General features: G+C 52.4%; 2 tRNA genes and 2 rRNA genes. All 4 read right to left on the reverse strand.

What is annotated here, in order from left to right:
• Window positions 1-77: 77 nt before the first annotated feature.
• The 4 genes from E8E95_RS00100 to E8E95_RS00115 all read right to left on the reverse strand — a co-directional run bounded on the left by E8E95_RS00100 (window position 78) and on the right by E8E95_RS00115 (window position 4,982).
• Window positions 78-2,968 (reverse strand): 23S ribosomal RNA (locus tag E8E95_RS00100).
• A gap of 227 nt (window positions 2,969-3,195) precedes the next feature.
• A tRNA-Ala gene (locus E8E95_RS00105) sits at window positions 3,196-3,271 on the reverse strand.
• A 32-nt stretch (window positions 3,272-3,303) separates the two neighbouring features.
• Window positions 3,304-3,380 (reverse strand) — tRNA-Ile (locus E8E95_RS00110).
• A 65-nt stretch (window positions 3,381-3,445) separates the two neighbouring features.
• Window positions 3,446-4,982, reverse strand: a 16S ribosomal RNA gene (locus E8E95_RS00115).
• The 16S and 23S rRNA genes sit together here with 2 tRNA genes alongside, the layout of an rRNA operon.
• Window positions 4,983-5,152: the final 170 nt, after the last annotated feature.

Genomic DNA, 5,152 nt, shown 5'->3' on the forward strand with positions numbered 1-5,152 from the left:
TTTGCGGTTCAGGCCAATTTTCGGTCTGTCGACTTCAACCAGTCGCACCCACAATCACCAGATTGTTTGGGTGTTATATGGTCAAGCCTCACGGGCAATTAGTATTGGTTAGCTCAACGCCTCACAGCGCTTACACACCCAACCTATCAACGTCGTAGTCTTCGACGGCCCTTTAGGGGATTCAAGATCCCAGTGAGATCTCATCTTGAGGCGAGTTTCCCGCTTAGATGCTTTCAGCGGTTATCTCTTCCGAACATAGCTACCCGGCGATGCCACTGGCGTGACAACCGGAACACCAGAGGTTCGTCCACTCCGGTCCTCTCGTACTAGGAGCAGCCCCTCTCAAATCTCAAACGTCCACGGCAGATAGGGACCGAACTGTCTCACGACGTTCTAAACCCAGCTCGCGTACCACTTTAAATGGCGAACAGCCATACCCTTGGGACCGGCTTCAGCCCCAGGATGTGATGAGCCGACATCGAGGTGCCAAACACCGCCGTCGATATGAACTCTTGGGCGGTATCAGCCTGTTATCCCCGGAGTACCTTTTATCCGTTGAGCGATGGCCCTTCCATACAGAACCACCGGATCACTAAGACCTACTTTCGTACCTGCTCGACGTGTCTGTCTCGCAGTCAAGCGCGCTTTTGCCTTTATACTCTGCGACCGATTTCCGACCGGTCTGAGCGCACCTTCGTACTCCTCCGTTACTCTTTAGGAGGAGACCGCCCCAGTCAAACTGCCCACCATACACTGTCCTCGATCCGGATGACGGACCAGAGTTAGAACCTCAAGCATGCCAGGGTGGTATTTCAAGGATGGCTCCACGAGAACTGGCGTCCTCGCTTCAAAGCCTCCCACCTATCCTACACAAGCAGGCTCAAAGTCCAGTGCAAAGCTACAGTAAAGGTTCACGGGGTCTTTCCGTCTAGCCGCGGATACACTGCATCTTCACAGCGATTTCAATTTCACTGAGTCTCGGGTGGAGACAGCGCCGCCATCGTTACGCCATTCGTGCAGGTCGGAACTTACCCGACAAGGAATTTCGCTACCTTAGGACCGTTATAGTTACGGCCGCCGTTTACCGGGGCTTCGATCAAGAGCTTCGCTTGCGCTAACCCCATCAATTAACCTTCCGGCACCGGGCAGGCGTCACACCCTATACGTCCACTTTCGTGTTTGCAGAGTGCTGTGTTTTTAATAAACAGTCGCAGCGGCCTGGTATCTTCGACCGGCATGGGCTTACCGAGTAAATCGTTCACCCTCACCGGCGCACCTTCTCCCGAAGTTACGGTGCCATTTTGCCTAGTTCCTTCACCCGAGTTCTCTCAAGCGCCTTGGTATTCTCTACCCAACCACCTGTGTCGGTTTGGGGTACGGTTCCTAGTTATCTGAAGCTTAGAGGCTTTTCCTGGAAGCATGGCATCAACCACTTCGTGTTCTAAAAGAACACTCGTCATCAGCTCTCGGCCTTGAACACCCGGATTTGCCTAAGTGTTCGGCCTACCACCTTAAACTTGGACAACCAACGCCAAGCTGGCCTAGCCTTCTCCGTCCCCCCATCGCAATAACTAGAAGTACGGGAATATTAACCCGTTTCCCATCGACTACGCATTTCTGCCTCGCCTTAGGGGCCGACTCACCCTGCGTCGATTAACGTTGCGCAGGAACCCTTGGTCTTTCGGCGTGCGAGTTTTTCACTCGCATTGTCGTTACTCATGTCAGCATTCGCACTTCTGATACCTCCAGCAAGCTTCTCAACTCACCTTCACAGGCTTACAGAACGCTCCTCTACCGCTCGTCTTACGACGAACCCGTAGCTTCGGTGTCTAGTTTGAGCCCCGTTACATCTTCCGCGCAGGCCGACTCGACTAGTGAGCTATTACGCTTTCTTTAAAGGATGGCTGCTTCTAAGCCAACCTCCTAGCTGTCTAAGCCTTCCCACATCGTTTCCCACTTAACTAGAACTTTGGGACCTTAGCTGACGGTCTGGGTTGTTTCCCTTTTCACGACGGACGTTAGCACCCGCCGTGTGTCTCCCACGCTGACACTTCCAGGTATTCGGAGTTTGCATCGGTTTGGTAAGTCGGGATGACCCCCTAGCCGAAACAGTGCTCTACCCCCTGGAGTGATACGTGAGGCGCTACCTAAATAGCTTTCGAGGAGAACCAGCTATCTCCGAGCTTGATTAGCCTTTCACTCCGATCCACAGGTCATCCGCTAACTTTTCAACGGTAGTCGGTTCGGTCCTCCAGTTAGTGTTACCCAACCTTCAACCTGCCCATGGATAGATCGCCCGGTTTCGGGTCTATACCCAGCGACTAAACGCCCTATTAAGACTCGCTTTCGCTACGCCTCCCCTATTCGGTTAAGCTCGCCACTGAATATAAGTCGCTGACCCATTATACAAAAGGTACGCAGTCACCTAACAAAGTAGGCTCCCACTGCTTGTACGCATACGGTTTCAGGTTCTATTTCACTCCCCTCTCCGGGGTTCTTTTCGCCTTTCCCTCACGGTACTGGTTCACTATCGGTCAGTCAGTAGTATTTAGCCTTGGAGGATGGTCCCCCCATATTCAGACAAAGTTTCACGTGCTCCGTCCTACTCGATTTCACTTCCTGGACCCTTTCGCGTACGGGGCTATCACCCACTATGGCCGCACTTTCCAGAGCGTTCCGCTAAAATCCAAGAAGCTTAAGGGCTAATCCCCGTTCGCTCGCCACTACTAAGGGAATCTCGGTTGATTTCTGTTCCTCAGGGTACTTAGATGTTTCAGTTCCCCTGGTTCGCCTCTTGCACCTATGGATTCAGTACAAGATACCTAGGTTATCCTAGGTGGGTTCCCCCATTCAGAGATCTCCGGATCAAAGTCTGTTTGCCGACTCCCCGAAGCTTATCGCAGGCTACCACGTCTTTCATCGCCTCTGACTGCCAAGGCATCCACCGTATGCGCTTCTTCACTTGACCATATAACCCCAAGCAATCTGCCTGTGATCATAGGGGTGAAGACGACATTCGCCGAAAATTCGCGCTTGAACTCGCAAATTTTACCTTGAATTATTGAGTGCAGTGAAACACTCAACAAGTCACTTCTATCACATACCCGAATTTTTAAAGAACGATTCTGAAGCAAAGTTCAGAATTCAATATCCCACGCGAGATATTCAATTCTGGACTCTTGGTCAGCCTGGAGATGGTGGAGCCAAGGAGGATCGAACTCCTGACCTCCTGCGTGCAAAGCAGGCGCTCTCCCAGCTGAGCTATGGCCCCAATGTCAACCGGTCATACGACCCCGCGACAATTGGTGGGTCTGGGCAGATTCGAACTGCCGACCTCACCCTTATCAGGGGTGCGCTCTAACCAACTGAGCTACAGACCCAATCGCCTTCGCAATTGAATCAAGCAATTCGTGTGGGAACTTATGAAGAAGCTGAAGTCTTCGATTAAGGAGGTGATCCAGCCGCAGGTTCCCCTACGGCTACCTTGTTACGACTTCACCCCAGTCATGAATCACTCCGTGGTAACCGTCCCCCTTGCGGTTAGACTAGCTACTTCTGGAGCAACCCACTCCCATGGTGTGACGGGCGGTGTGTACAAGGCCCGGGAACGTATTCACCGTGACATTCTGATTCACGATTACTAGCGATTCCGACTTCACGCAGTCGAGTTGCAGACTGCGATCCGGACTACGATCGGTTTTATGGGATTAGCTCCACCTCGCGGCTTGGCAACCCTTTGTACCGACCATTGTAGCACGTGTGTAGCCCTGGCCGTAAGGGCCATGATGACTTGACGTCATCCCCACCTTCCTCCGGTTTGTCACCGGCAGTCTCCTTAGAGTGCCCACCATAACGTGCTGGTAACTAAGGACAAGGGTTGCGCTCGTTACGGGACTTAACCCAACATCTCACGACACGAGCTGACGACAGCCATGCAGCACCTGTGTCTGAGTTCCCGAAGGCACCAATCCATCTCTGGAAAGTTCTCAGCATGTCAAGGCCAGGTAAGGTTCTTCGCGTTGCTTCGAATTAAACCACATGCTCCACCGCTTGTGCGGGCCCCCGTCAATTCATTTGAGTTTTAACCTTGCGGCCGTACTCCCCAGGCGGTCGACTTATCGCGTTAGCTGCGCCACTAAGATCTCAAGGATCCCAACGGCTAGTCGACATCGTTTACGGCGTGGACTACCAGGGTATCTAATCCTGTTTGCTCCCCACGCTTTCGCACCTCAGTGTCAGTATCAGTCCAGGTGGTCGCCTTCGCCACTGGTGTTCCTTCCTATATCTACGCATTTCACCGCTACACAGGAAATTCCACCACCCTCTACCGTACTCTAGCTCAGTAGTTTTAGAGGCAGTTCCCAGGTTGAGCCCGGGGATTTCACCTCTAACTTGCTGAACCACCTACGCGCGCTTTACGCCCAGTAATTCCGATTAACGCTTGCACCCTTCGTATTACCGCGGCTGCTGGCACGAAGTTAGCCGGTGCTTATTCTGTTGGTAACGTCAAAACAACCAGGTATTAACTAGCTGCCCTTCCTCCCAACTTAAAGTGCTTTACAATCCGAAGACCTTCTTCACACACGCGGCATGGCTGGATCAGGCTTTCGCCCATTGTCCAATATTCCCCACTGCTGCCTCCCGTAGGAGTCTGGACCGTGTCTCAGTTCCAGTGTGACTGATCATCCTCTCAGACCAGTTACGGATCGTCGCCTTGGTGAGCCTTTACCCCACCAACTAGCTAATCCGACCTAGGCTCATCTGATAGCGTGAGGTCCGAAGATCCCCCACTTTCTCCCGTAGGACGTATGCGGTATTAGCGTCCGTTTCCGAACGTTATCCCCCACTACCAGGCAGATTCCTAGGCATTACTCACCCGTCCGCCGCTCGCCGGCATCCCGAAGGACCCGCTGCCGCTCGACTTGCATGTGTTAGGCCTGCCGCCAGCGTTCAATCTGAGCCATGATCAAACTCTTCAGTTCAATACTGCTTGGGTTTTGAGAAAACCCTAAACTTGGCTCAGCAATCGCAAATAAACTCTCGAATTCACGAGTGTTACTTGTGATGCTGATAATCAGTTGACTACCAGTCTTACTTCACAAGCACCCACACGAATTGCTTGATTCAGTTGTTAAAGAGCGTTTCGATCAAG

Source organism: Pseudomonas sp. BN414 (genome assembly GCF_029871275.1).
GTDB lineage: Bacteria > Pseudomonadota > Gammaproteobacteria > Pseudomonadales > Pseudomonadaceae > Metapseudomonas > Metapseudomonas resinovorans_C.